At 62.0% G+C, this 23,273-nt stretch carries 22 protein-coding genes; 11 read left to right on the top strand and 11 right to left on the bottom strand.

Annotated features, from left to right (window positions below; genetic code table 11):
- Nucleotides 1–38 precede the first annotated feature (38 nt).
- The gene (locus HX815_RS05975) at nucleotides 39–827 is read right to left on the bottom strand and encodes an IclR family transcriptional regulator (RefSeq protein ID WP_008438587.1); all 789 of its coding nucleotides are present in this window, start codon (nucleotides 825–827) and stop codon (nucleotides 39–41) included.
- A 119-nt stretch (nucleotides 828–946) separates the two neighbouring features.
- On the opposite strand from HX815_RS05975, the gene hmgA reads away from it, so the two are divergent.
- From hmgA to HX815_RS05955, 4 genes are all read left to right on the top strand, one after another.
- The gene (gene hmgA, locus HX815_RS05970; RefSeq protein WP_177027943.1) at nucleotides 947–2,230 is read left to right on the top strand and encodes a homogentisate 1,2-dioxygenase; all 1,284 of its coding nucleotides are present in this window, start codon (nucleotides 947–949) and stop codon (nucleotides 2,228–2,230) included.
- A gap of 3 nt (nucleotides 2,231–2,233) precedes the next feature.
- On the top strand, nucleotides 2,234–3,520 hold the full coding sequence (gene fahA, locus HX815_RS05965; protein WP_177027942.1) for a fumarylacetoacetase: 1,287 nt from the start codon (nucleotides 2,234–2,236) through the stop codon (nucleotides 3,518–3,520).
- Nucleotides 3,521–3,532: 12 nt separating this feature from the next.
- Nucleotides 3,533–4,168, top strand: a complete 636-nt coding sequence (gene maiA, locus HX815_RS05960) for a maleylacetoacetate isomerase (RefSeq protein WP_177027941.1) — start codon at nucleotides 3,533–3,535, stop codon at nucleotides 4,166–4,168.
- Between the two features lie 165 nt (nucleotides 4,169–4,333).
- Entirely contained in the window at nucleotides 4,334–5,719 is a 1,386-nt protein-coding gene (locus HX815_RS05955; RefSeq protein WP_177027940.1) for an aromatic acid/H+ symport family MFS transporter, read from the top strand.
- Here the strand turns inward: HX815_RS05955 and HX815_RS05950 are convergent.
- Nucleotides 5,643–6,446, bottom strand: a complete 804-nt coding sequence (locus HX815_RS05950) for a SirB1 family protein (protein ID WP_003212796.1) — start codon at nucleotides 6,444–6,446, stop codon at nucleotides 5,643–5,645. The genes HX815_RS05955 and HX815_RS05950 overlap by 77 nt on opposite strands.
- 186 nt (nucleotides 6,447–6,632) lie before the next feature.
- On the opposite strand from HX815_RS05950, the gene HX815_RS05945 reads away from it, so the two are divergent.
- Entirely contained in the window at nucleotides 6,633–7,652 is a 1,020-nt protein-coding gene (locus tag HX815_RS05945; RefSeq protein WP_010176963.1) for a Glu/Leu/Phe/Val dehydrogenase dimerization domain-containing protein, read from the top strand.
- Nucleotides 7,653–7,658: 6 nt separating this feature from the next.
- Here HX815_RS05945 and HX815_RS05940 read toward each other — a convergent pair whose 3' ends face one another.
- Entirely contained in the window at nucleotides 7,659–8,966 is a 1,308-nt protein-coding gene (locus HX815_RS05940) for an acetamidase/formamidase family protein (protein WP_177027939.1), read from the bottom strand.
- Nucleotides 8,967–9,183: 217 nt separating this feature from the next.
- Between HX815_RS05940 and HX815_RS05935 the strand changes: the two genes are divergently transcribed.
- A complete protein-coding gene (locus tag HX815_RS05935; RefSeq protein ID WP_087695180.1) occupies nucleotides 9,184–9,909 on the top strand; it encodes a dienelactone hydrolase family protein in 726 nt (241 codons plus the stop codon).
- 208 nt (nucleotides 9,910–10,117) lie between these two features.
- Here the strand turns inward: HX815_RS05935 and HX815_RS05930 are convergent, their stop codons facing one another.
- On the bottom strand, nucleotides 10,118–10,378 hold the full coding sequence (locus HX815_RS05930; RefSeq protein ID WP_003212789.1) for a YebG family protein: 261 nt from the start codon (nucleotides 10,376–10,378) through the stop codon (nucleotides 10,118–10,120).
- 305 nt (nucleotides 10,379–10,683) lie between these two features.
- On the opposite strand from HX815_RS05930, the gene HX815_RS05925 reads away from it, so the two are divergent.
- Together HX815_RS05925 and HX815_RS05920 are read left to right on the top strand one after the other, a co-directional pair.
- Nucleotides 10,684–10,941, top strand: a complete 258-nt coding sequence (locus tag HX815_RS05925; RefSeq protein WP_008438570.1) for a DUF6124 family protein — start codon at nucleotides 10,684–10,686, stop codon at nucleotides 10,939–10,941.
- Between the two features lie 283 nt (nucleotides 10,942–11,224).
- Nucleotides 11,225–11,713, top strand: a complete 489-nt coding sequence (locus tag HX815_RS05920; RefSeq protein WP_003212783.1) for a phosphate-starvation-inducible protein PsiE — start codon at nucleotides 11,225–11,227, stop codon at nucleotides 11,711–11,713.
- Here HX815_RS05920 and HX815_RS05915 read toward each other — a convergent pair.
- The 3 genes from HX815_RS05915 to HX815_RS05905 all read right to left on the bottom strand — a co-directional run bounded on the left by HX815_RS05915 (nucleotide 11,710) and on the right by HX815_RS05905 (nucleotide 15,060).
- A complete protein-coding gene (locus HX815_RS05915; RefSeq protein ID WP_003212781.1) occupies nucleotides 11,710–12,027 on the bottom strand; it encodes a DUF3509 domain-containing protein in 318 nt (105 codons plus the stop codon). The genes HX815_RS05920 and HX815_RS05915 overlap by 4 nt on opposite strands.
- 300 nt (nucleotides 12,028–12,327) lie before the next feature.
- A complete protein-coding gene (locus HX815_RS05910) occupies nucleotides 12,328–13,623 on the bottom strand; it encodes a serine/threonine transporter (protein WP_177021370.1) in 1,296 nt (431 codons plus the stop codon).
- Nucleotides 13,624–13,683: 60 nt separating this feature from the next.
- Nucleotides 13,684–15,060, bottom strand: a complete 1,377-nt coding sequence (locus tag HX815_RS05905) for an L-serine ammonia-lyase (RefSeq protein WP_177027938.1) — start codon at nucleotides 15,058–15,060, stop codon at nucleotides 13,684–13,686.
- Nucleotides 15,061–15,197: 137 nt separating this feature from the next.
- Between HX815_RS05905 and HX815_RS05900 the strand changes: the two genes are divergently transcribed.
- The gene (locus tag HX815_RS05900) at nucleotides 15,198–16,145 is read left to right on the top strand and encodes a LysR substrate-binding domain-containing protein (RefSeq protein WP_003212775.1); all 948 of its coding nucleotides are present in this window, start codon (nucleotides 15,198–15,200) and stop codon (nucleotides 16,143–16,145) included.
- A 211-nt stretch (nucleotides 16,146–16,356) separates the two neighbouring features.
- Complete coding sequence (locus HX815_RS05895; protein ID WP_003212772.1) at nucleotides 16,357–16,767, top strand: HPF/RaiA family ribosome-associated protein; 411 nt, start codon at nucleotides 16,357–16,359, stop codon at nucleotides 16,765–16,767.
- 72 nt (nucleotides 16,768–16,839) lie between these two features.
- Here HX815_RS05895 and HX815_RS05890 read toward each other — a convergent pair whose 3' ends face one another.
- On the bottom strand, nucleotides 16,840–18,348 hold the full coding sequence (locus HX815_RS05890; protein ID WP_177027937.1) for an MFS transporter: 1,509 nt from the start codon (nucleotides 18,346–18,348) through the stop codon (nucleotides 16,840–16,842).
- Between the two features lie 104 nt (nucleotides 18,349–18,452).
- Between HX815_RS05890 and HX815_RS05885 the strand changes: the two genes are divergently transcribed.
- Nucleotides 18,453–19,325, top strand: a complete 873-nt coding sequence (locus tag HX815_RS05885; protein WP_008438547.1) for a LysR family transcriptional regulator — start codon at nucleotides 18,453–18,455, stop codon at nucleotides 19,323–19,325.
- Here HX815_RS05885 and fecA read toward each other — a convergent pair whose 3' ends face one another.
- The 3 genes from fecA to HX815_RS05870 all read right to left on the bottom strand — a co-directional run bounded on the left by fecA (nucleotide 19,326) and on the right by HX815_RS05870 (nucleotide 23,188).
- Entirely contained in the window at nucleotides 19,326–21,671 is a 2,346-nt protein-coding gene (fecA, locus tag HX815_RS05880; protein ID WP_177027936.1) for a TonB-dependent Fe(3+) dicitrate receptor FecA, read from the bottom strand.
- Nucleotides 21,672–21,761: 90 nt separating this feature from the next.
- Nucleotides 21,762–22,703, bottom strand: coding sequence for a FecR domain-containing protein (locus tag HX815_RS05875; protein WP_177027935.1), 942 nt, complete (start codon nucleotides 22,701–22,703; stop codon nucleotides 21,762–21,764).
- Nucleotides 22,700–23,188 carry a sigma-70 family RNA polymerase sigma factor gene (locus HX815_RS05870; RefSeq protein WP_087695173.1) on the bottom strand — a complete coding sequence of 163 codons (489 nt, stop codon included), beginning with the start codon at nucleotides 23,186–23,188 and terminating at the stop codon, nucleotides 22,700–22,702. The genes HX815_RS05875 and HX815_RS05870 overlap by 4 nt, the downstream gene beginning before the upstream one ends.
- Nucleotides 23,189–23,273: the final 85 nt, after the last annotated feature.

Below are 23,273 nucleotides of genomic sequence, written 5' to 3'. Positions count from 1 at the left end.
TCCCACATTTTGTTCTGTTGGGTGCCTGATACTGAGCGTTACGGCTGATAACCCATGCGCCAACTCACCGCCTGGGTCGCCGCCAGCAAACGCTTCGCCGCCGGGCCGTCTTCATCGGCATGGAACAGCGACGTCGGTCCCACCACGGTCAACACCGCCGCCACTTGCCCGACTGCGTTGAATACCGGCGCCGACAACGCGTCCACACCCGGCATCAGCAAACCATGCACAAAGTGCAAGCCGCGCTGGCGGATCTGCTCACAGGTGGTCGCGTATTCCTGGTCATCCGCCAACGCATGGGCAACGCCCGCCTGAATCTCCCGCTCGCGCAACTCCACGGTTTCCCGCGACGGCAGGAACGCACTGAACACCAGCCCGGTGGACGAACTGAGCAACGGCAACACCGAGCCCAATTGCGTGACCACCGTCACCGCGCGCACCGCCGGCTCGATATGCACCACCGTCGCGCCCTGGTTACCCCAGACGGCCAGGAAGCAGGTTTCATTCAACTCATCCCGCAGTTCCGCCAGGGGCAGGGCGGCGACTTTCAGCACGTCCATGCTGCCCAGCGCGGCCAGCCCCACGCGCAAGGCTTCGCGGCCCAGGCCGTAATGGTTGGTGGCGGTGTTCTGTTCGGCAAAACCCGAGGCAATCAGCGCCTGCAAATAACGGTGGACCTTGCTCGCCGGCATTTGCACGTGCTCGGCCAGGCGCGACAACGAGGTGGCCGGCGACAGTTCAGCCAGGGCCTTGAGGATGTCGGTGCCCACTTCAGCCGAGCGGACTTTCTGTTTACCGGTGTCGCGGGGGGCGGGCGGCTTTTCCATGGAAGGCATGAATCCGAAAGACGAATGGGCGTCTTTATAGCTTGACGGTCAACAGGTATCAAATTACGTTATGCGTAACTGGATTACGATAAAAACAACTTCCGCTCAGAGGACGATCCATGACCCTCGAATACCAATCGGGTTTTGGCAATGAATTTGCCACTGAAGCCTTGCCCGGTGCATTGCCCGTCGGCCAGAACGCCCCGCAGAAAGCGCCCTACGGGCTGTACACCGAACTCTTTTCCGGCACCGCCTTCACCATGGCCCGCAGCGAAGCCCGGCGCACCTGGTTGTACCGCATCCAGCCGTCGGCCAATCACCCGGCGTTCGTCAAGCTGGAACGGCAATTGGCCGGTGGACCGCTGGGCGCTGTGACGCCCAACCGCCTGCGCTGGAACCCGCTGGATATTCCGGGTGAGCCGACAGATTTCGTCGATGGCCTTGTAGGCATGGTCGCCAATTCCGGATCGGAAAAACCCTCGGGCATCAGCATCTACAACTACCGCGCCAACCGTTCGATGGACCGCGTGTTCTTCAACGCGGACGGCGAACTGTTGATCGTTCCCGAGCAGGGCCGCCTGCGCATTGCGACCGAACTGGGTGTGCTGGAAGTCGAGCCACTGGAAATCGTCGTGCTGCCCCGGGGCCTGAAATTCCGCGTCGAACTGCTGGATGCCCAGGCCCGCGGTTACGTCGCCGAGAACCATGGCGCGCCACTGCGCCTGCCGGACCTTGGTCCTATCGGCAGCAACGGCCTGGCCAACCCACGGGATTTCCTCACCCCCGTCGCCCATTACGAAGACCTCAAGCAACCGACCACGCTGGTGCAGAAATTCCTCGGCGAACTGTGGGGCTGCCAGCTCGACCATTCGCCGCTGAACGTGGTGGCGTGGCACGGCAACAACGTGCCGTACAAATACGACCTGCGTCGTTTCAACACCATCGGCACCGTGAGCTTCGATCACCCGGACCCGTCGCTCTTCACCGTATTGACCTCGCCCACCAGCGTGCACGGCCTGGCCAACCTCGATTTCGTGATCTTCCCGCCCCGCTGGATGGTCGCCGAAAACACCTTCCGGCCACCGTGGTTCCACCGCAACCTGATGAACGAATACATGGGCCTGATCCAGGGTGCCTACGACGCCAAGGCCGAAGGCTTCGTGCCCGGCGGCGCGTCGTTGCACAGCTGCATGAGCGCCCACGGCCCGGATGGCGAGACCTGCACCAAAGCCATCAACGCGACGCTTGAGCCCCACAAGATTGATAACACCATGGCGTTCATGTTCGAGACCAGCCAGGTGCTGCGTCCCACCCAGTTCGCCCTTGAATGCTCGCAGCTGCAACCTTCCTACGACGCTTGCTGGGCCTCGCTCCCTGCAACCTTCAACCCGAATCGGAGATAACCCATGACTCAGCCTAATCTCACCCGCAGTTGGGTGGTTTCCGCCAACGGTCACCGGGATTTCCCGCTGCAAAACCTGCCGTTGGGGGTGTTCAGCGTTAATGGCTCGGCACCGCGCAGTGGCGTGGCGATTGGCGAGCAGATTCTTGATCTGCACGCCGCGCTGGAATGCTTTGAAGGCGAAGCCCGCCGGGCCGTTGAAGCCACCGCTGGCGGCCAACTGAACGCATTTTTCGAACTCGGCCGTGGCCCGCGCGTGGCCCTGCGCGAACGCCTGCTGGAACTGTTGGCCGAAGGCAGCGACCAGCAAGGCAAACTGCAAGCTGCGCTGCACCCGGCTGCCGATTGCCAAATGCACCTGCCGGCCAGGATCAACGACTACACCGACTTCTACGTGGGCATCGAGCACGCGCAAAACGTCGGCAAGCTGTTCCGCCCGGACAACCCGCTGCTGCCCAACTACAAGTATGTGCCGATCGGTTATCACGGCCGTGCGTCGACCATTCGCCCATCGGGCACCGACGTGCGCCGCCCTAAAGGCCAGACGCTGCCAGCCGGTCAAACCGAGCCGACCTTCGGCCCCTGCGCACGCCTGGACTACGAGCTGGAGCTGGGCATCTGGATCGGCCAGGGCAATGCCATGGGCGACTCGATTGCCATCGGCGACGCGGCTGATCACATCGCCGGTTTCTGCCTGCTCAACGACTGGTCGGCGCGGGATATCCAGGCTTGGGAATACCAGCCGCTGGGCCCGTTCCTGTCGAAGAGTTTCATCACCAGTATTTCGCCATGGGTGGTGACGGCTGAAGCCCTGGAACCGTTCCGCAAGGCACAACCGGCGCGCCCTGAAGGCGACCCGCAACCACTGCCATACTTGCTGGACAAGCGCGACCAGGCGGCCGGTGGTTTTGATATCGAACTGGAAGTGCTGCTGACCACCGCCTCGATGCGTGAGCAGAACCTGCCGGCCCATCGCTTGACCCTGAGCAACACCCAACACATGTACTGGACCGTCGCGCAGATGGTTGCGCACCACAGCGTCAACGGCTGCCAGTTGCAGGCGGGTGACCTGTTCGGTTCGGGCACCTTGTCGGGGCCGGAAGCCGGGCAATTCGGCAGCCTGCTGGAAATCACCGAGGGCGGTAAAAAGCCGATCGAACTGGCCTCCGGCGAGGTGCGGAAATTCCTCGAAGACGGCGACGAAATCATCCTGCGTGCCCGCTGCACCCGCGACGGTTTTGCCTCCATCGGCTTCGGCGAATGCCGGGGTACCGTGGTCGCGGCGCGCTGAGAGGGCAGGGCCATGGAACTCTATACCTACTACCGCTCCACTTCGTCCTACCGGGTGCGGATCGCGCTGGCCCTCAAGGGCCTGGACTTCACCGCCGTGCCGGTCAACCTGCTGGTGCCCAAGGGCGGCGCCAACCATCAGCCGGAGTACCTGGCGATCAACCCGCAAGGTCGCGTGCCGGCCTTGCGCACCGATGAGGGTGATGTGTTGATTCAGTCGCCGGCAATCATCGAGTACCTGGAGGAACGTTATCCACACGTGCCGTTGCTCTCCACGGATCTGGCAACCCGCGCCCATGAGCGCGCGGTGGCGTCGATCATCGGTTGCGACATTCATCCGCTGCACAACTCCAGTACCCAGAATCTGCTCAAGCAATGGGGGCACGATGAAGCGCAGGTGCTGGAGTGGATCGGGCACTGGATCAGCCAGGGCCTGGCGGCGGTTGAGCAGTTGATTGGTGATCAGGGTTACTGCTTTGGCGAGCAGCCGGGGATGGCGGATACGTTCCTGATTCCACAGTTGTATGCGGCCGAGCGGTTCAAGGTGTCGCTGGCGGCGTACCCGCGCATTCAGCGGGTGGCGGGGTTGGCGGCGCAGCATTCGGCGTTCATGGCGGCTCATCCCGCCAACCAACCGGATACCCCATAAATCTCCAGGCTCACACCGGCCAAATGTGGGAGCGGGCTTGCTCGCGAATACGGTGTATCAGTCAGCAGATGTATTGACTGGCATACCGCTTTCGCGAGCAAGCCCGCTCCCACATGTGATCTTCAGCGTGTCCAAAATATATAAAAACAATACAGGTCCCTTGCGATGCACAATCAGATTGCCAGCTTTCGTGCGGCACTCGACGCCCGTCCGGTGTCGCGCTATCAGTGGTTGATTCTCCTGTTGCTGGCACTGTTGCTGGTCACCGACGGCTACGACGCCCAGGTCCTGGGCTACGTAGTACCGGCGCTGGCCAAGGACTGGGGCCTGGAAAAAGCCGCGTTCGGCCCGGTGTTCAGCGCCAACCTGCTGGGGCTGACGCTGGGCTCCCTGGCCGTCACGCCGCTGGCGGATCGCTTCGGGGTGCGGCGCATCCTGCTGTGCTGTGTGTTGATCTACGCCAGCCTCACGGTGCTGATGGTGTTCGCCAACTCTCTCAATACCTTGATGGCCGCCCGCTTTATCTGCGGCATCGGCATGGGCGGTGCAATGCCCAGCGCCATGGCCTTGATGTCGGAATACTCACCACCCCGCCTGCGAACATTGATGGTGACGCTCGCCGCCTGTGGCTTTTCTTTCGGCGGTGCGGCCGGTGGTTTTGTCGCGGCCGGGTTTATCGACAGCTTCGGCTGGCAGGCGGTGTTCCTCGCCGGTGGTGTGACGCCATTGCTGTTGTTTCCGTTTCTTGCCTGGATGTTGCCCGAATCCCTGCCACGCCTGCTGCGTGATGCACCGCCGTATGCGCGCCTGCAAAAAGTCACCGCGCAAATGCTGCCAGGCTGGCAACCGCCGCCAGCGAGCGAGGCAGAAAACCGCCAGGAGCAAGGCAGCAAACTGACGGTGGTGGAGCTGTTCCGCCATGGTTATGCGCGCCCGACATTACTGCTGTGGGCGACGTTTTTTGTCAGCCTGATCCTGCTGTATTTCATGATCAGCTGGCTGCCTTCGCTGTTGCTGGAAAGCGGCCTGGGCCTGAATGAGGCCAACCTGGTGACCTCGATGTTCCTGTTCGCCGGGACCTTGGGCGCCATCGGCATGGCCTGGTTTGCCGACCGGCTCAAAAGCAAAGTGCGCCTGCTGTCCGGCGTGCTGGCAGCGGCTGCGGTGTGCACCATCCTGCTGGGGCTGAATCACGACAATCCGCGCTATCTGGTGGCCTGCGTGTTTGCGGCGGGCTTCTGCATCATCGGCGGTCAACTGACCCTGAACGCGTTCGCCAGTAACTTCTACCCGGCTCACGTGCGGGCCACCGGTACAGGCTGGGCACTGGGTGTCGGGCGGTTCGGGTCGATCCTGGGGCCGCTGTTCGGCAGCCTGCTGCTGGCGATGCACATACCGGTGCAGCAGATTTTCTTCTTCTGCGCGATTCCGGCGGTGATAGCGGCGTTGTTGATTATCCAGGTGCGCTCGCCAGTCAATGCACCACTGAGTTCGGCGGCAAATGCCCCAGCCGTTCGGTCAGGCGTAGACGCTGGATCGGGTCTTCGCTGAGCATCAACGCGTGTTCCAAGTCAAAACGCTCGGCGTTCGGGCAATCCAGGCGCTGATACAAACTGGCCCGGGCCAGGTAATCGGCGGCGCTGGCATTGCCCAGCTCCAGCACGCGTTCGGCATCCACCAGAGCGGCCAGGTGGTCGTCGTTGGACAGGTGCAACTGGCGCAGATTACGCGACAGCCGTTGCAGGATCGATCGCGGCTCGGCGGTGTGCAGGTGGTCGGCCTGCAACTTGAGATTGGGCCCGTACTGGCGGGTCAGCAGGTCGCGGCAATCGTTGGGGTACAGGCGTCGGCCGCCGCAGGGGTCGAGCAGGTGATCGGCGCCCGGCACCCGCAACAGGAAGTGCCCCGGGAAGTTGACGCCCACCAGCGGAATGTCCAGGCGCCGCGCCAGCTCCAGGGCAATCAGCCCGAGAGCCAGCGGCTGCCCGCGTTTACGCTTCAACACCTTGTCCAGCAGCGCGGCGGCGGGGCGCAGCGGGGTGTGGTCATCCTGGGCGAACCCCAGGTCGTTCATGCGCCGCAGCAACGGTTGTCCGAGTTCATCCGCCGGCAGCATCGGCATGCTGAGGCTGACCAATTGCTGCAATACCTTGAAGTCCTGCAGGATGGCCAAGGGGTCCACCGCCGGGTCGTGCTCGGCCGCCATCCACAGCGCGGCTTCAAACAGCGCGGGCGGTGACCGTTCCAGGCAGGCAAAAAAGGCGTCGCGGGGCTTCATTGGGTTCTCCGGCGGATGTCTCGTTTTAGCCTTGCTGTGAACTTTCGTCCAGTGCCTTAAGACAGGTCCTACCTGTTTATGTCGCAAACCCTTTAAAACCGGTGGTCTTATTCCTGCGCGCTTCAGCAGGGTTTCGCTGGCAGTCCTATACTTGGCGCCTACCAGAAGTGATTCGGGAGCTTGACGATGTTTGCGCTCATGCACAGCACCCGCCTTGAATCGCTGCACCTGAGCGTTGACCCGGCCACCGGGTTGAAGGCGGTCATTGCCATCCACAACAGCCGCCTGGGTCCCGCCCTTGGAGGCTGCCGCTACCTCTCTTACCCCGACGATGAAAGTGCCGTGGCGGATGCCGCGCGCCTGGCCCAGGGCATGAGCTACAAGGCCGCGCTGGCCGGTTTGCCGGTGGGTGGCGGCAACGCGGTGATCATCCGCCCCGCCCATGTGGAAAGCCGCGCGGCATTGTTTGAAGCCTTCGGCCGCTGCATCGAGCAGTTGGATGGCCGCTACATCACCGCCATCGACAGCGGCACCTCGGTGGCCGACATGGATTGCATCGCCCAGCAGACCCGCTATGTCACCAGCACCACGGCGGCCGGCGATCCCTCGCCCCACGCGGCGATGGGCGTGTTCGCCGGCATCCGCACCACCGCGATGGCTCGCCTGGGCAGCGATAACCTGGAAGGTCTGCGCGTGGCGATCCAGGGCCTGGGCAATGTCGGTTATGCCCTGGCCGAGCAGCTGCACGCCGCCGGGGCTGAATTGCTGGTGAGCGACATCGACCACGGCAAGGTGCAACTGGCCATGGAGCAACTGGGTGCGCACCCGATTGCCAACGAAGCCTTGCTCAGCACCCCATGCGATATCCTTGCGCCCTGCGGTGTGGGCGCGGTGTTCAACCGCTACACGGTCGCGCAGTTGCGATGCGCAGCGGTGGCCGGCTCCGCCAGTGCGCAACTGACCAACCTGCAAGTGGCCGATCAGTTGGAAGGGCGTGGGATTCTTTACGCGCCGGACTACGTGATCAACTCCGGTGGGCTGATCTACGTGGCCCTCAAGCACGGCGGCGCGGAGCTGGAAACCATCACCGCGCACCTGTCGAACATCGGCACACGCCTGACCGAAATCTTCGCCCATGCCCAGGCTGAAAAGCGCTCACCCGCGCGGGTAGCGGATGAGCTGGCGGAGCGCTTGCTGTACCGCTGAGGCGGGTCAAAGCTGATATTTCTCCCGGGCCAGTTGGCCCACGCCCATACGATCAAGGATGTGCATCGGGCACAGAATCGTGACCCGCACGGTTCCCGGCAGGCGGCTGATTTCAATTGAGCCGTTGATGGTCGCGCGGTTGCGCACTTCGTCGAGCGGCAGCCCGGTCACGGCGGCGGCGCGTTCCAGTCCATTGTCTGTCGCGACGTTGAGATTGGTCCCACTGCCGATGAAGGTGATGGGCGCGTTCTCCTCGATCTCCACCTGGCCCCAGCGCTCCCCCAGTGCCTTCACCCGCAGGCGTTGCTCCGCGGTCATCGGGCGCGCCATGGGCGGCAGGTCATCGAGGTTTTGCAGCAGGATCGGCCCGTCCAGGCTCAGGCCCTTGATCACCTGCACCGTCAGTTCGGTTTCCCCCGACACATCGGTGGCATGCCCGGCAATTTCGCCATTGCCCTGTTGAGCATGCATATCGCCCATGTACACCCCGGCGCCGGGGACCTTCACCGGGCAGATCAGGATGCAGCCTTCGCGCACGGAATTGGTGTCCATGTGGCCATCGGTTTTCGCGGCGTGCAGTTCATCGTGGGTCATGCTGTAGCGATGGGGCGCGCCCACCAGGTACTGGCCGAAGTCGCCGCAGTTGTGGGAATCCGGCAGATCCCGTGAAGGCGTGGTGCCGATGTTGCCCAGGAATGGGCGCATATGCGCGGCCAGGCCCGGGATATCGGCGCGGGCCAGGGACAGGATCGAGTGCTGGGCAGACAGTTCGGGCAGCGCCGACATGTCCGATGCCTTGCCGGCCAGGCGATCCGCCACGGCCTGGTTGACCGTCAGGCTCACCTGATGCTCGGCATCCAGAACGATCACGTAACCATTGCTGAAACGAAACGCACTGACCTCGGCGCCACAGGCATCGCAACGAATGGCGTCATCGCCAATGCCTTCGACGTGGCTGGCGGGATGCTCTTGCCCGCAGTTGGAGCAGAACTTCGCGACGAACGGGTCGCCATGGTAACGACCTTCGACAAAACTCATGACCCCCGAGGACGTGGCCAGGGAGGTGACGCGCATGCGCTTGATCTTCAGCGCCACCGCGTCGCCGATGTCGGCGCCGGCGATGAACACGGGCTGGGTCACTTCATGGCCACCCTCAAAGGCCGGCGTGATCATCGGGCCCCAGCAACCGGGCGGGGTGCCGGTGATCAAGGTGCCACCGTCGGCCAGCGGGCCGAGCATTTTCTGGCTGGGGCCGAGCAGCCCATTGGTGTAGGAGGTGACGGTGAGACGGTCGACAAAAGGGAGGTTATTCATTTTATTTTCCGGGCCCTGGGTGATTGAATGTTGAACAGGCTTCATCACTTAAGCGCCGATGTGTATCTGTCGTGTGTCGCGCTGCCGCGATTGCCGGTACGTGTGTATCTCAGGGGCATCCATACACACTCTGATACACCCGCAGTGGCGGACACGTGCAAATACAGATATCTCTGTTGCAGGCTTATTTTTTCAAACCCATCAGAACGAGGTTGGCATGTCCAAACAAACAGCAGGGCGCTCCAGTGGGCGCATGATTACCTTCAAACGTCCGGATGGCGCTGACGTCAACGGCTACCTGGCCAGCCCGGCCGTACTCGAAGGCGCGCCGGCGATCGTGGTGATCCAGGAATGGTGGGGCGTAAACGATCAGATCAAGGGCGTGGCCAATCGACTGGCCGAATGCGGTTACCGCGTGTTGGTGCCGGACCTTTATCGCGGCGCGTCGACCGTGGAAGAGGAAGAGGCTCACCACCTGATGGATGGGCTGGATTTTGGTGACGCGGTTTCTCAGGACATCAAGGGTGCTGTGCAGTACTTGCAGGCGGATTCGAAAAAAGTCGGTGTGACCGGTTACTGCATGGGCGGGGCGTTGACGTTGCTGGCGTTGAACGCGATTCCGGAAGTCGCTGCGGGCGTGGTGTGGTACGGCTTCCCGCCGCTGGAGTATCTGGATGCTTCGAAGATCAAGGCGCCGCTGATCGGGCATTGGGGCACGCAGGATGCCTTCTTCAATATCGACACCGTGGCGGAGCTGGAGTCAAAACTGCATGCTGCGGGTGTGGACGCGACTTTCCATCGCTACCTGGCGCGCCATGCGTTTGCCAACGAGACGGCGATTGGTGATGGTCGGATTGCAGACACGCAATACGATGCCGCCTGGTCGCAACTGGCGTGGGACCGCACGTTGACGTTCTTCGGCAAGACCTTGTGGCAGGCATGACACATGTGAAAGGCATCAACGCATAACCTGTGGCGAGGGAGCTTGCTGTGGCGAGGGAGCTTGCTCCCGCTGGAGTGCGCAGCGCTCCCAAGCTTTTGGGTCTGCTGCGCAGCCCAGCGGGAGCAAGCTCCCTCTGCCACAGCAAGCGCCCTTGCTCAAAGCAAGCTCCCTCGCCACAGCAAGCCCTTTCGCCACTACTGGCAATGCATCACTCAGCCGCTGGCTGCCCAATCTCCGCCAATGCACTCGCATTGTTCTTGAACGCCGCCGCAAACGCCGCGCGGTTCTTGGCCATGAAAATACCGGCATCTTCAGCCTGCTTCTCGCTCAAGCCTTCGACGTTTTTCAACAGCACTTCCATCAGGGACTCTGCCAGTTCAAGCATCTGGTCGTGTGCGTCGGCAAGTTTGCGATCCACGAATGTAGTCTCCAGGTCACGGGTACTGCGATACAGGGTTTCAACAGCCATTTTTCGGCCTCGTCATCGGTGCAGTATTGAAGGGAGTTGCCCTTGGTTCGAGTGTCGCCAAGCGTTCTCGCGACTACTGTATTTATATACAGCTAAAAGCATAAGCCAATCCATGGGCTTTGGGTAGTGGCTTTTCAATGTAGCTGGCAAATGCTGGTTTGCCCTATCGGAAACTTCTCACAGGTTGGTGGGGTTGCAGGAGCGTCATTCAGTGGCTTACCTTCTCCGGGCTTCGCTTATGCGGTACACGAGTTTGGCGGCTCGAATTTAAGGAGCAAACATCTTGTAAATCCAAGGAATGCACCATGGTAAAAATGACTGCCTGTTTTTCTGAATCGCCTATAAAGCCGCCTACCGCGCTTTTCGCTGTGACCCCAAATACTGACACTGAAACATTACTCGCCAATGCCAGCGAAACCTTGAACAGTGCCCGTGAAATGGCCAGTAGCCTGGCTTTTGAGCTTGAAGGACCACAGCGAAGTTTGCTTCTGGCGATCCATCAACTGCTGGAAATGAGTGGTTTATTGGTCGATCAAGCGTTGGATCAAGTCGCCCCGACCTGACCTGAATCACCCGGTCACCTGGATCGTTCCCACGCTCTGCGTGGGAATGCATACCGTGACGCTCCGCGTCACCTCTACCCGAAACCCTGGGGCATGGGACGCGGAGCGTCCGGGGCGGCATTCCCACGCAGAGCGTGGGAACGATCATCGAGCAGCAAGATAAGTGCCTCATATCACCCCGCCACCATCTCACTCCCTGTTCCCTGGCCTTTTTTCTGCATGCAGAGAAACCGTCACGTCCAACCCGCATTATCCGGTCGAGCCGACCTAAGGAAGCATCATCGTGAAAATCAACTGGGCTGAAAACCTGCGCAAGACCGTGCACCAACTGGCCGAGTCCTTGGGAAATCTGTTCGTCGAGACCTTCCACTACCTGGCACTGTTCGCCATTGGTGCGGTGACCGCCTATGCCGCGGTGATGGAATTTCTGGGGATGCTGGAGACGGGGCACATCAAGATCGATGACATCTTGCTGCTGTTCATCTACCTGGAACTGGGGGCGATGGTCGGGATTTATTTCAAGACCAACCACATGCCGGTGCGTTTCCTGATCTACGTGGCGATCACGGCGCTGACCCGTCTGCTGATTTCCAACGTGTCCCACCACAACCCGCCCGACATCGGCATCATCTACCTGTGCGGTGGGATTCTGCTGCTGGCGTTCGCGATTCTGGTGGTGCGGTATGCGTCGTCGGCATTTCCGTCGGTGAAGGTCGAAGGCCCGCGCCGCAAGGGCGAAGCGAGCCTTGAAACAGAGAAGGGCGAGCTCTAGAACCCTGCGTTGAGCGGCGGCCTGCTGACCGGCGGCCGCTGCAGTACCTGGTGGCTGTCCCCATCGGTCATCACCGCCAATATCTCCATCGCGCTGTGCCCCTGCTCGATCGCAATCCCGAATTGCACACTCTGCACCAGCCGTTTCAGGCGCTGCGGGTCGTTGCGTTGTTCGGCGCTGATCATGCGTTTGGCCACGACGCCGTCTTCATCGGACAGGGTCAGCATGATGCTGCCGTCCAGCCGCTGGATGCTTAAATTGACCCGGTATTTCGGGGCGAAGGTGTCGGTGATGATCTGAAAAGGGTTGTCCATGGTGCGTTACCGCCTGATAAGAACATGCAGTCATTGACGACCGGTGTCGGGATTAGTTCGCGTTTCCTGACCACCGGCCATTCGCTCGCTGAGGTTTTCACAAGGTCCGTTTTCCTCAGTAGCTGTACAGCAAGGGGCGTGCCGTACAGCAATCTGCCTGCCATCAAATTTCCCCTGTGGGAGCGGGCTTGCTCGCGAATGCGGTGTGTCAGCCAATGATTGCTCAGCTGAACGATCGCTTTCGCGAGCAAGCCCGCTCCCACAGTGGGTGGGTGGTGTTTTTTAGTTCGGTGATCCGTTTCAGGGCATGACCGAAAAAACGATCGCAGACAGCGCAATCAAGCCGACCAACACCACAAACACGTTGGACGCCTGGCCCGAGTACTGGCGCAAAGATGGCACTCGGCGGATGGCGTACATCGGCATCAGGAACAACAGGCAAGCGATGATCGGCCCGCCCATGGTTTCGATCATGCCGAGGATGCTCGGGTTGAAGGTGGCCACGGCCCAGCAGGTGAGCACCATGAACAGCGCGGTGCAGCGCTCCAGCCACTTGGCCGACATGCTGCGGTTGCGCCCGCGCAGGGATTTGACGATCAGGCCCTGGAAGCCTTCGCTGGCGCCGATGTAGTGGCCCAGGAAGGATTTGGTGATCGCCACCAGCGCGATCAACGGTGCGGCGTAGGCGATGACCGGGGTCTGGAAGTGGTTCGCCAGGTACGACAGGATCGAGATGTTCTGCGCCTTGGCGGCGGCGAGGTCAGCCGGCGACAGGGCCAGCACGCAGCTGAAGCAGAAGAACATCACCGTCAGCACCATCATGCTGTGGGCCATGGCCAGGATGCCGCTGCTTTTGCGTTCGGCTTGCGGGCCGTACACACGTTTCTGGTCGACGGCGAAGGCGGAGATGATCGGCGAGTGGTTGAAGGAAAACACCATCACCGGGATCGCCAGCCACAGGGTCTTGAAGAAGGCCGGCAGGGGCATGCCTTCGCTGGCGGAGGCGAAGAATGCACCGTTCCAGTTGGGGATCAGGCTCACCGCCAATAGCAGCAGGGCGGCGACGAAGGGGTACACCAGCACGCTCATGGCCTTGACGATCACGCCCTGGCCGCAGCGCACAATGGCCATCAGGCCGAGGATCAGCACCAGCGACAGGATTGCCCGGGGCGGTGCTGCCAGGTGCAGTTGGTGTTCCATAAAGCTGGTCAGGGTGTTGGTCAGCGCCACGCTGTACACCAGCAAAATCGGGAAGATCGCGAAGAAGTACAGCAGGGTGATCAGCTTGCCGGCGCCGATGCCGAAGTGTTCTTCCACCACTTCGGTGATGTCGCCCGATTTGCCCGACAACACAAAGCGCGTCAGCCCACGGTGGGCGAAGAAGGTCATCGGGAAGGCCAGCAGCGCCAGCACGATCAACGGCCAGAAGCCGCCCACGCCAGCGTTGATCGGCAGGAACAAGGTGCCGGCACCGATGGCGGTGCCGTAGAGGCCGAGCATCCAGGTGGTGTCGTGTTTGTTCCAGCCTTGTGTAACGGTGGTCGGCGTCAGGTCTACAGCGGGATTTTCGGCAGCAGGTGTACGTACATCGGTCATCGTTATTGCCTCGTTATTATTTTTGCGCGGGCTCACGTTGGGGCGATCAGGGAATGCTCCTCAGCACTCCACCCAGCTAACGGCCAGGCCGCCCCGTGAAGTTTCTTTGTATTTGTCGTGCATGTCGGCGCCGGTGTCGCGCATGGTGCGGATCACCCGGTCCAGGGAGATGAAGTGTTTGCCGTCGCCGCGCAGGGCCATTTGCGTGGCGTTGATCGCCTTGACCGCGGCGATGGCGTTGCGCTCGATGCATGGCACCTGGACCAACCCGCCAACCGGGTCGCAGGTCAACCCCAGGTTATGTTCCAGGCCGATTTCGGCGGCGTTTTCCAGTTGCTCCGGGGATGCGCTGAGCACGTCTGCAAGGCCGGCAGCGGCCATGGCGCAGGCGGAACCGACTTCGCCCTGGCAGCCGACTTCGGCGCCGGAGATCGAGGCGTTTTTCTTGCAGAGGATGCCGACGGCGGCGGCAGCCAGGAAGAAATTCACCACGTCATCGTCGGACGCGTCCGGGTTGAACTTCATGTAGTAGTGCAGCACCGCCGGGATGATTCCCGCCGCGCCATTGGTCGGCGCGGTGACCATGCGCCCGCCGGCGGCGTTTTCTTCATTGACGGCTAGGGCGAACAGGTTGACCCATTCCATGGCCGACAAGGTCGAGGTGATGACGTTGGGTTTGCCGATTTCCAGCAGGCTGCGGTGCAATTTCGCCGCGCGCCGTGGCACATCCAGACCGCCGGGCAGGATGCCTTCGTGGCGCAGGCCTTGTTCGACGCATTCACGCATCACCGACCAGATATGCAGCAGGCCGCTGCGGATCTCGGCATCGCTGCGCCAGGCCCGCTCGTTGGCCATCATCAGCTCGGAAACCCGCAGGCCGTGCTTGTTGCACAAGGCCAGCAGTTCGACGGCGCTGGAGAAGTCGTAAGGCAATTGCACTTCGCTGGTCGGCGCGATGCCGGATTCGGCTTCCGCCGCTTCGATGATGAAACCGCCGCCCACCGAGTAGTACGTCTGCTCGCTCAACAGGCCGTTTTCGCCGTAGGCATGCAGGGACATGGCGTTGGGGTGGTAGGGCAGGCTTTCGTCCAGCAGCAGGAGGTCGTGTTGCCAATTGAAGGCAATCGACATGCGGCCGCCGAGCAGCAATTGGCCGGACTCGCGCAGTTGCTGGATGCGTGGGCCGATGCTGGTGGGGTCGATGCTGTCTGGCCATTCGCCCATCAGGCCCATCACACAGGCGCGGTCGGTGGCGTGGCCGACACCGGTGGCGGACAGCGAGCCGTACAAACGCACCTCTACGCGACGGGTTTCGTCGAGCAATTGCTGGTCGATAAGCGCTTGGACGAAGGTCGCCGCGGCCCGCATCGGGCCGACGGTATGGGAGCTGGAAGGACCAATGCCCACTTTGAATAGATCGAAAACACTGATAGCCATGCTAAACCCTTACAAGCAATGGAGTAGGAATCGCTGCCATGTTTTGTAGGACAAGCGGAATTGGCGCGATACTGAGCCTCTGGATCGGCACTGACCAACGAATTATCCTAAGACACCCTTTAGCAGGACTAAACCCTATGGCTCGCCCGCTTCATGGCCAGACCTACGTCTGGTTGCACGTTTTTTCCTGCGCGGCACGGCATTTGTCGTTCACCCGTTGCGCCGAGGAACTGCACATCACCCCGGGCGCGGTCAGCCAGCAAATCCGTCAGTTGGAGGAGCGCCTGGGCTTTCGCCTGTTCCATCGGCGCGCACGCGGGGTTGAGCTGAGCGCAGAGGGCCAGCGGTTGGCGATCACCGTGGGCGAGGCCTATGGCAGCATCGATGCCGAGTTGCAGCGGCTGGACGCCGGGATGATCAGCGGCACCTTGCGACTGCGCTCGATCCCGTCGTTTCTCGGCAAATGGCTGACCCCGCGTTTGCCGCGTTTGCAGCAGCGCTTCCCGGATATCCAGCTGCGCATGGTTGCCGAAGACAGCAGCGTCGCCCTGCACGAGGGCGACTTCGACCTGGCCATCGACCTTAACGACGGCAGCTATCCCGGCTTGTTGTCCACAGCCTTGCTGGACGAGCAGATTTTCCCGGTGTGCGCACCGAGCCTGCTGCGGGGGCGACCGCCACTGCATGGCCCCGCTGACCTGGTGCATTTCCCGCTGCTGCACGACATCACTGCCTGGCGTGGGAGTTATGAGTACGCAGAGTGGGAGTTCTACCTGAACGCCATCGGCTATGACGCCGCCGACGTACGGCGCGGGCATACCTTCAACCGCAATCACCTGACCATCGAGGCGGCGATTGCCGGCATGGGCGTGGCGATTGCCCGGCGTACCTTGCTCAATGACGAACTGGAACGCGGCACCTTGATCGTGCCATTCGGCCTCGCCGTCCCCAACCACAAACGCTATGTGCTGCTGTACGCGCCGGGTGCGCTGAGCCATCCGGGCGTGCGGGCGGTGCATGACTGGCTGGTGGAGGAAGCGGAGATTTTTCGCGGATTGCACCCGTTGGGAGAGGGGCAATTGTAAGGAAGTTGGCGGTAAGAAGATGTAACCAACTCCCCACCCTAACAGCGTTTTTGGTTGTAGTCAGGGTTAATTTGTAATGTGGGATTTATCTTTGCAAAGGGGTTGAAATGTTCCTCTGTCTGCTCAATTGTGTAATCAGGAGGTCATGGTTTTCACCCATCCGGTGAAGCAGGAATGGCCTTCGGCGAGCTAGCTGAAATAAGGGAAAACTATGCAAATCCAAGTCAATAGCGATAACCATATTGAAAGCAGCATCCGACTGGAGGAGTGGGTACGTACCACCATTGAGAGCACGCTCGAACGTTACGAAGAAGATCTGACCCGCGTCGAGGTTTACCTGCGGGACGAGAACGGTGACAAGCCCGGCCCACACGATCTGAGTTGCCGACTGGAAGCACGGCCAAAAGGCCATCAACCGCTTTCGGTCCTCCATAAAGCCGATACGCTGGAACAGGCGATCGATGGCGCAGCGACCAAGCTGGAGCATGCCCTGGAGCATCTGTACGGCAAACTGCGCGGCAAACCACGCGCCGCGGGTCAAAGCCTGCCCAATACCAAGGCCGACGAGGCCGAGCTAGAAGAGGAATTCCTGGAAAACGAACAGGCTGCGCTTAACGGCTGATAGCTGATACTTTTTTCAACCCCACTGAAAACGGGCCTGCAGATGCAGGCCCGTTTTTTTATGCGCAAAAGGTCAGCGCGGGCTGCGCCGGAAAAAACAGGCGCTCAAGGCCGCCAGTGCGCACGCTCCAACGCCGGCATACAACATGGCCCAGCCCGCACCGTTGCGCAGCGCGGCCTGGGCGATCAGTGGGCCCTGCGGCAACACGTCCAGCCTGCCGGCGGCGATGTCCTGACTGAGGGCGGCCAATTGCGCCGTGGCGGGCGACACGCCTGCCAGGTAGTGAGCGATCCCGAGTATCAACACCAACCCCATCAACGCGATATTCAGCGCCAGGGTGATCAGACGTGCACTGAAGTCGATGCCCGAGGCCATCCCTGCGCGGTCGGATGAAACTGATCCGGTGGTGGTGTTGGTGGTGGGCGAGTTGGTAAACGCCAAGCCGCTGCCGGCAATCCCACAGGCGATCAGGACCCATACCACACTGGGCTGGCCGCTATGATTGATCGCCGCCATTGTCACAAACCCCACGCCCATCAGGCCCAGGCCCAATGGAATGATGCGTTCGGCGCCATAGCGCAGGGCCAGGCGTTCAGCCAGCGGCGGCACCACCAACGTGGGCAGGGTATAGGCGAGCAGGGCGAGCCCGGTGAGCATGGTGTCGTAGCCCAGGCCGGCCTGGAAATACAGCGGCAGGTAGATCATGAAGGGCCAGAAGCTGAAGTTCATGCCGATCGAGCCCATCAGCGCGCCGTTGAAGCGCGGGATGCGAAACACCGAGAAGTCGAACATCGGATGCAGGCTGCGCCGCTCGACAACCACGAACAACAACAGGCTGCCCACCGACAGTCCGGCCCAGCCGAGCATGGCCGGGGTGGCAAAGCCGCTCTCGGTGCCCTGGGTGATGAAATAAACCAGGGCGAACACTGCCAGGGTGAGGGTGGCCATACCGGCTATATCGAGGCGATGGGCCGCCGGGTCACGGGATTCCTGCACGCTGATGCGCAGCAACACCAGGGTGAACAAGGTCAACGGCACATGCACCAGGAACACCCAGCGCCAATCCGCCACCGCCAGGATCAATGCCCCCACCATCGGCCCGAAACCCAGGCCCACCCCGGCGATCACGCCCCACACCGCAAAGGCCCGGGCCCGGGCCGCCGGCTCGCGGAACTGGTGCGAAAGGATCGCGAACTGGCAGATCATCATCGCCCCGCCTCCCACGCCCTGGACAAAACGCGCCGCGATCAGCGTGGACGCATCGTTCGCCAGCCCGCAGGCCAGCGAAGCCAGCCCGAATACCCACAGGCACAGCACCAGCATGCGTCGGCGGCCAAAACGATCGGCCAATGTGCCGGCGGCCATCAGCACGCTGGTGCAGGCCAGGGTGTAGGCGTTCATGATCCATTGGGCGTCCTGGAAGCCGGTGCCCAGTTGCTGCTCAAGGGTGGGCAGGATGACCGGCACGCTGGAAATCTCCAGCCCGAACATCAACGCCACCAGGCACACGGCGGTGAGCGCAAGGCCGTCCCGGGCGGTACGTGGCGGGTTGATGGCGGATACAACGGCGTCGGGTGGCATGGCCTCTTCCTTTCAATGGGGGAAGGTGTCATTTTCACGGGAATCTGATTCTTTATTAGCGATACTTCTTCCTGTGATAAGGGAATATAGGGCGACAAACGACCATGGCCACTCCGCGTTTTGATGGTGTTGAACTGTTTTTGCAGATCGTCGAGAGCGGCAATCTGACGGAGGCCGCCGAACGGCTGAACCTCACGCGCTCGGCGGTGGGCAAAGGCTTGGCGCGTCTGGAAGCGCGGCTGGGGACGTCTTTATTGCAACGCTCCACCCGGCGCCAGCGTTTGACCGAAGACGGGCAGGCCTACTACGAGCACTGCCTGCGTGCACTGGCAGAGCTGGAAGCGGCTGAATCCGTGCTGGAAAGTGGCCGCCAGCAGCCACGAGGGCGGTTACGGGCGAGCCTGCCTTTGGCATTCGGCCACCACTATGCGGCGCCTGCGTTGTGGGGGCTGATGGACCGTTTTCCGCAACTGGAAATCGAGATTTCCTTCTCCGACCGATTGATCGACTTGGCGCAGGAAGGCTTCGACCTGGCGGTGCGCATTGGCGCATTGCCTGACACTGACCGCTTGAGTGCACGTCGCCTGGGGGAACAGGCGATTGCCTTGGCGGCGTCACCCGCGTACTTGCAGCGCACACCTCGGATTGACTCCATCGACGACCTGGCCGGGCACCGGGGCATTGCCTATCGCAGCAATGCCCCGCACCGCGAGCGAGTCGCCTCGCCGTTGATCCTCGATGACCTGCAGGCCGTGGCCGATGCCGCCATCGCCGGGGTCGGCCTGGCCTGGTTGCCCAGTTGGCTGATCGCCCACTACGTGTTGCGCGGGCAATTGCAGGCGGTGCTGCCGGGCCACCGCGAGCAACCGATGCCGATCCATGTCATCTGGCCCACGGCGACGCACATGCCGGCCAAGACCCGATGCGCCATCGACGCGTTGGTGGCCGGCACACCGTCGTGCCTTGCGGGTAGCTGATCAGAACGCGATGGACGTCTGCACATACAGCGTGCGCGGCTCGCCGACGTATTTGCCCTTGTTGTTATCGTCAAACGAGCGGGTGTAGTACTGCTTGTTGAAGATGTTTTTCACACCCACCGCCACGTTCAAATCCGACAGCTGCGGGCCAAAGTCGTACGCCGCGCGGCTGCTGAACAGCATGTAGCCAGGAATGCGTCCGGTGCTGCCATCAGCACTTTCTGCTTCAGTGTTGGCGTTGTCGGCAAACTGGCTGCTCTGGTAGCTGCTGTCCACGTTCAACTTCCAGCGACCTTCGGTGTAACCCACACCCAGGGTGCCCTTGTGCTTGGAGGAGAAGGGTACGCGGTTGCCTTTGTTCGGGCCGTCTTCGCGGATGGTGGCGTCGACGTAGGCGTAGGTGGCGTACACATCAAAACCGGCGAGCGCCGGGCTCAAGCCGTCGAGGGCGTAGTTGATGCTGGACTCGATGCCCTGATGGCGGGTTTCGCCGCGGGCGATCACGGTGTCGTTGGTCTGGTTGCTGTCGTACTGGTTGTCGAAGTTGATCAGGAACGCGCCGATTTCGGCCCGCAGGGTGCCATTGTCGTAACGGGTACCGAGTTCCCAGGTGCGGGCTTTTTCCGGCTTCACTTCGCCACTGGTCACGCGGTTGGGCATCTGGCTGTACTGCACGCTGCCGAACGAACCTTCGGTGTTGGCGTAGAGGTTCCAGTCGTCGGTCAGGTGGTAGAGCACGTTCAGCGCCGGCAGGGCGGTGTTGTAGTCGCCTTTGTATTTGACGTTGCTGAGGTTGTTGGTCTGCTGGGACTCGATCATCTCGTAGCGGATGCCCGGAGTGATGGTCCACTTGCCGATATCTATCCGGTCGTCGACGAAGAACGCATTGGCTTCGGTGCTGCCTCGGGTGTCGCGGTCGTTGCGGCTGTCGGTGGTCGGCAGTTGCTGATTGGCGGAAATCGGCGTGCGGTAGCGCAGTTCGTGGCCGGCCTCGTTGATGTAGCGGTAGCCCACGCCGACTTCGTGGCTGGTTGGGCCGAGGTCGAAGCCTTGGGCGAAACGGGTTTCCAGGCCGCGTACCCAATACTCGCGGGGCGACAGGGAGAGGAAGTTGCCCTGGTCCAGGTAACCGCTGCGCAGGGTGGTGGTGAAGAAGCTGTTGACCGTGAATTCCCGGCGGTCTTCCTGGTAGCGATAGCCTGCGTTGAACATGGTGCGCCGGCCCCAGAACTGGTCGTAGGGGCGGGTGGACTGGTACGGGTCGGCCTTGTAGGCCGCAGTGCTCAAACCACCGGGCATATCGGCTTTGCCTTCGTAGTACTGCGCCATGGCGTTGAAGCTGTTGGCGTCGTCCAGCTGGTATTTGCCCTTGAGGATCAGGTCGTCGATGCGGGTGTCGCTGTTTTCGCGCCAATCACCACCACGGGTGCCGGAATACAGGATCGCGCCGCCCAGGCCGTTGTCCGCCGTGCCGCCGGCCAGCAGGTTGCCGGTGGTCTTGAAGCCATCGTGGCTGGAAGGCGGGCTGGTTTCGGTTTGCAGGCCGCCTTTCACCGTTGGCGCATCGGGAATCGCGCGCGTGACGAAGTTGACGATGCCGCCGACGTTCTGCGGGCCATAACGCACTGCGCCGCCGCCGCGTACCACGTCCACGGCATCCATGTTGCCCATGCTGATGGGCGCGAACGACAACTGCGGCTGGCCATACGGCGCGAACGGCACCGGGATGCCGTCCATCAAGACCGTGGAGCGCGAGGCCAGGCGTGGGTTGAGCCCGCGAATGCCGAAGTTCAGCGCCATGTCGTGGCTGCCGGTGCCGTTGTTTTCCGGGGCGTTGACCCCGGGAATGCGGTTGAGCACGTCGCGGGCCTGGGTGGCGCCCTGGCGTTCGAATTCTTCGCGGCGGATCACGTCCCGGGCGCCCGGGTGCTCGAAGACGTTGGTTTGTGCCGCGTCCCCCAGCCAGTCGCCGACCACGTTGGAGGTGCCCAATTCGAGGGTGGCCGGAGCATTCGCCGGTTGCAGGCTGAAGGCGTTGTTGCCCTCGGCACGGGCTTGCAGGCCGGTGCCTTTGAGCAACGCATTCAAGCCTTCTTCAGCGGTGTAGTTGCCCGACAGGCCGTGGCTTTGCACGCCGGCGGTCACGTCCGAGCCAAATGAAATCAGCACGCCGGCTTCCCGGCCAAATTGATTCAGCGCCGCTTCCAGTGACGTAGGGGCGATGCGGTAGGGCTTGGCGTCGGCCGCCATTACGTAGGGAACGGTGCTGAAACTGAGGCTGGCCCCCAGCAACAAGTGGCGCAGGGTGCGGGCGAGTGGCGTCAGGCGAGTCGGTTGCTGGGGCATGAAGTGCGGTCCTGAGAAGGAAGGATCAAGGTGGCTTTCCTTCTCTGTCACGCGAGGTGCGGAAAACGGCTCACGGGTTTTGAAAATATTTCAGGCACGGGCTTCGACAGTGACCCAGTAGCGGGTAAACCGCCGGACCCTGACCGGCAGGCTGACTTGCAGCAGGTCCAGGATTCGTTCGCTGTCGTCCAGCGGGTAGCTGCCGGAAATCAGCAGGTTGGCCACCTGCGGGTCGCAATTGAGCTGGCCACGGCGATAACGGCTCAATTCGGCGAGGAAATCTTCCAGGCGCATGTGGGCCGCCACCAGCATGCCGTCGGCCCAGGCGCCGCTGCCGGCGTCGGTGGGGCGGGCGGTGTCCCAGCCTTTGCGGGTGAAATTGACCTGATGGGCTTTCTCCACCGACAACGGCAAACCGCTATAGGTGTTGGGCATCACGTCAACGTGCCCATCAAACACCGCCAGTTGTGTGTGATCGTTGAATTGCCGCACGTTCAGCCGCGCGGCCTGGGCGCTGAGCAGGCCCTGGGAAGTGATGACCCGCAGCGGGGCGTTGCCGGGTTTGGCGGTCAGCAGGATTTCGCCTTCGAGCAGGCGGATCAAGCGTTGCTGGCCATCAAAATGCACATCCACCGCACTGCCGGTGTTGAGCTGCAACTGGCTGCCATCCGCCAGCTGGAACTTGCGCCGTTGGCCGATGGGGCTGCGGTAGTCGGCACTCAACGGCGGCAATATATGTTGCTGGCGCAAACCCCAGGCCGCTGCCGACCCGGCGCCGAGTATCAGCAACAACTTCAGGGCCTGACGACGACTGTTGGATTTCGGTGCATTCAAGGCGGCATGGGCCAGGGGTGATGGCATCCCGCGCAAGCGCTGGTTCACTCGCTGGATGTGCTCCCAGGCCCGCTGATGTTCGCTGTGGGCGTCCAGCCACTGTTGCCAGGCCGCCTGTTTGCGTGGGTTGAGCGGGCCCTGCCGCATTTCCATCAGCCAGTGCACCGCTTGTTCGGCGACTTGCGTTGAGAAACTCATAGGGCGAAGTAGCAGCGCATCGCCGCTTTATTCAGATGGCGCTTGACCGTGGCGATGGAGATGCCCAGTTCCGCGCCGATTTGCGCGTAGGTCAGGCCGTCGAGCTGGGACAGCAGGAACGCGCGTTTGACCAGGGGCGCCAGGCCATCCAGCAACTGGTCCAGCTCCATCAGGGTTTGCAGGATGATTGCCCGCTCTTCCTCCGACGGCGCCACGTGTTCGGGCATTTGTGCCAGGGCGTCGATGTAGGCGCGCTCCAGGTCCTGGCGGCGGTAATGGTTGCACAGCACACGCTTGGCGATGGTGGTGAGGAAGGCGCGAGGTTCGATCAGCGTCGGTGTTTCCCGTGCGGTGAGCACGCGGATGAAGGTGTCCTGGGCCAGGTCGGCGGCGCTTTCCGGGCAGCCGAGCTTGCGTCGCAACCAGCCGGTAAGCCAGTGGTGATGGTCGTGGTACAGGACTTCGACGGTGTTGGACGGCTGCAACGCGCACACTCCGGCAGCATGGGCATGCTTTAGAGAACAAGAATTGTTCGCATTGTAGGGCGCGCAGACGGGTTCGGCAATTGCC

The sequence above is a fragment of the Pseudomonas sp. E6002 genome (genome assembly GCF_013385565.1).
Taxonomy (GTDB): domain Bacteria; phylum Pseudomonadota; class Gammaproteobacteria; order Pseudomonadales; family Pseudomonadaceae; genus Aquipseudomonas.
The sequence above is the reverse complement of the archived record's forward strand: the minus strand, read 5'-3'. Positions and strand labels throughout refer to the sequence as shown.

Excerpts from the sequence above, each read along its gene's own strand:
- HX815_RS05950 (WP_003212796.1), bottom strand. The coding sequence starts at position 6,446 with ATGAAGCCCCGCGACGCCTTTTTTGCCTGCCTGGAACGGTCACCGCCC.
- HX815_RS05935 (WP_087695180.1), top strand. The coding sequence starts at position 9,184 with ATGTCCAAACAAACAGCAGGGCGCTCCAGTGGGCGCATGATTACCTTC.
- maiA (WP_177027941.1), top strand. The coding sequence starts at position 3,533 with ATGGAACTCTATACCTACTACCGCTCCACTTCGTCCTACCGGGTGCGG.
- HX815_RS05900 (WP_003212775.1), top strand. The coding sequence starts at position 15,198 with ATGGCTCGCCCGCTTCATGGCCAGACCTACGTCTGGTTGCACGTTTTT.
- HX815_RS05895 (WP_003212772.1), top strand. The coding sequence starts at position 16,357 with ATGCAAATCCAAGTCAATAGCGATAACCATATTGAAAGCAGCATCCGA.
- fahA (WP_177027942.1), top strand. The coding sequence starts at position 2,234 with ATGACTCAGCCTAATCTCACCCGCAGTTGGGTGGTTTCCGCCAACGGT.
- HX815_RS05975 (WP_008438587.1), bottom strand. The coding sequence starts at position 827 with ATGGAAAAGCCGCCCGCCCCCCGCGACACCGGTAAACAGAAAGTCCGC.
- HX815_RS05905 (WP_177027938.1), bottom strand. The coding sequence starts at position 15,060 with ATGGCTATCAGTGTTTTCGATCTATTCAAAGTGGGCATTGGTCCTTCC.
- HX815_RS05915 (WP_003212781.1), bottom strand. The coding sequence starts at position 12,027 with ATGGACAACCCTTTTCAGATCATCACCGACACCTTCGCCCCGAAATAC.
- fecA (WP_177027936.1), bottom strand. The coding sequence starts at position 21,671 with ATGCCCCAGCAACCGACTCGCCTGACGCCACTCGCCCGCACCCTGCGC.
- HX815_RS05955 (WP_177027940.1), top strand. The coding sequence starts at position 4,334 with ATGCACAATCAGATTGCCAGCTTTCGTGCGGCACTCGACGCCCGTCCG.
- HX815_RS05945 (WP_010176963.1), top strand. The coding sequence starts at position 6,633 with ATGTTTGCGCTCATGCACAGCACCCGCCTTGAATCGCTGCACCTGAGC.
- HX815_RS05910 (WP_177021370.1), bottom strand. The coding sequence starts at position 13,623 with ATGACCGATGTACGTACACCTGCTGCCGAAAATCCCGCTGTAGACCTG.
- HX815_RS05930 (WP_003212789.1), bottom strand. The coding sequence starts at position 10,378 with ATGGCTGTTGAAACCCTGTATCGCAGTACCCGTGACCTGGAGACTACA.
- HX815_RS05940 (WP_177027939.1), bottom strand. The coding sequence starts at position 8,966 with ATGAATAACCTCCCTTTTGTCGACCGTCTCACCGTCACCTCCTACACC.
- HX815_RS05925 (WP_008438570.1), top strand. The coding sequence starts at position 10,684 with ATGGTAAAAATGACTGCCTGTTTTTCTGAATCGCCTATAAAGCCGCCT.
- HX815_RS05885 (WP_008438547.1), top strand. The coding sequence starts at position 18,453 with ATGGCCACTCCGCGTTTTGATGGTGTTGAACTGTTTTTGCAGATCGTC.
- hmgA (WP_177027943.1), top strand. The coding sequence starts at position 947 with ATGACCCTCGAATACCAATCGGGTTTTGGCAATGAATTTGCCACTGAA.
- HX815_RS05890 (WP_177027937.1), bottom strand. The coding sequence starts at position 18,348 with ATGCCACCCGACGCCGTTGTATCCGCCATCAACCCGCCACGTACCGCC.
- HX815_RS05875 (WP_177027935.1), bottom strand. The coding sequence starts at position 22,703 with ATGAGTTTCTCAACGCAAGTCGCCGAACAAGCGGTGCACTGGCTGATG.